General features: G+C 78.6%; 1 pseudogene. It reads left to right on the forward strand.

The annotated features are described in order from the left end of the window. Window positions 1-210 (forward strand): annotated as a pseudogene (locus KVT44_RS56955) (serine hydrolase); the annotation flags it as partial. Window positions 211-238: the final 28 nt, after the last annotated feature.

The raw sequence follows: 238 nt of genomic DNA on the forward strand, positions 1-238 counted from the left end.
CCCAAGGGCTACGGCGAGCGTCGGGCGGGATGGCCCGGGGCCCTCGACCCGGGCCCCGTCTTCCAGCTCGCGTCCTTGTCCCAGCCGCTGGCCTCGACCGTCGTCGCGGGGGTCGTCGGCGGCAGGACGCCCGCCTGGGACGACCCCGCCGCGGCCCATCTGCCTGGCTTCGCCCTCAAGGACCCCTGGGTCACGGGCCACGGCCCGTAGGCCGCCCCCTTCCCCCCCCGCGCGGGAC

Origin of the sequence: Streptomyces sp. GbtcB7 (genome assembly GCF_019091445.1) — a bacterium.
GTDB lineage: Bacteria > Actinomycetota > Actinomycetes > Streptomycetales > Streptomycetaceae > Streptomyces > Streptomyces mirabilis.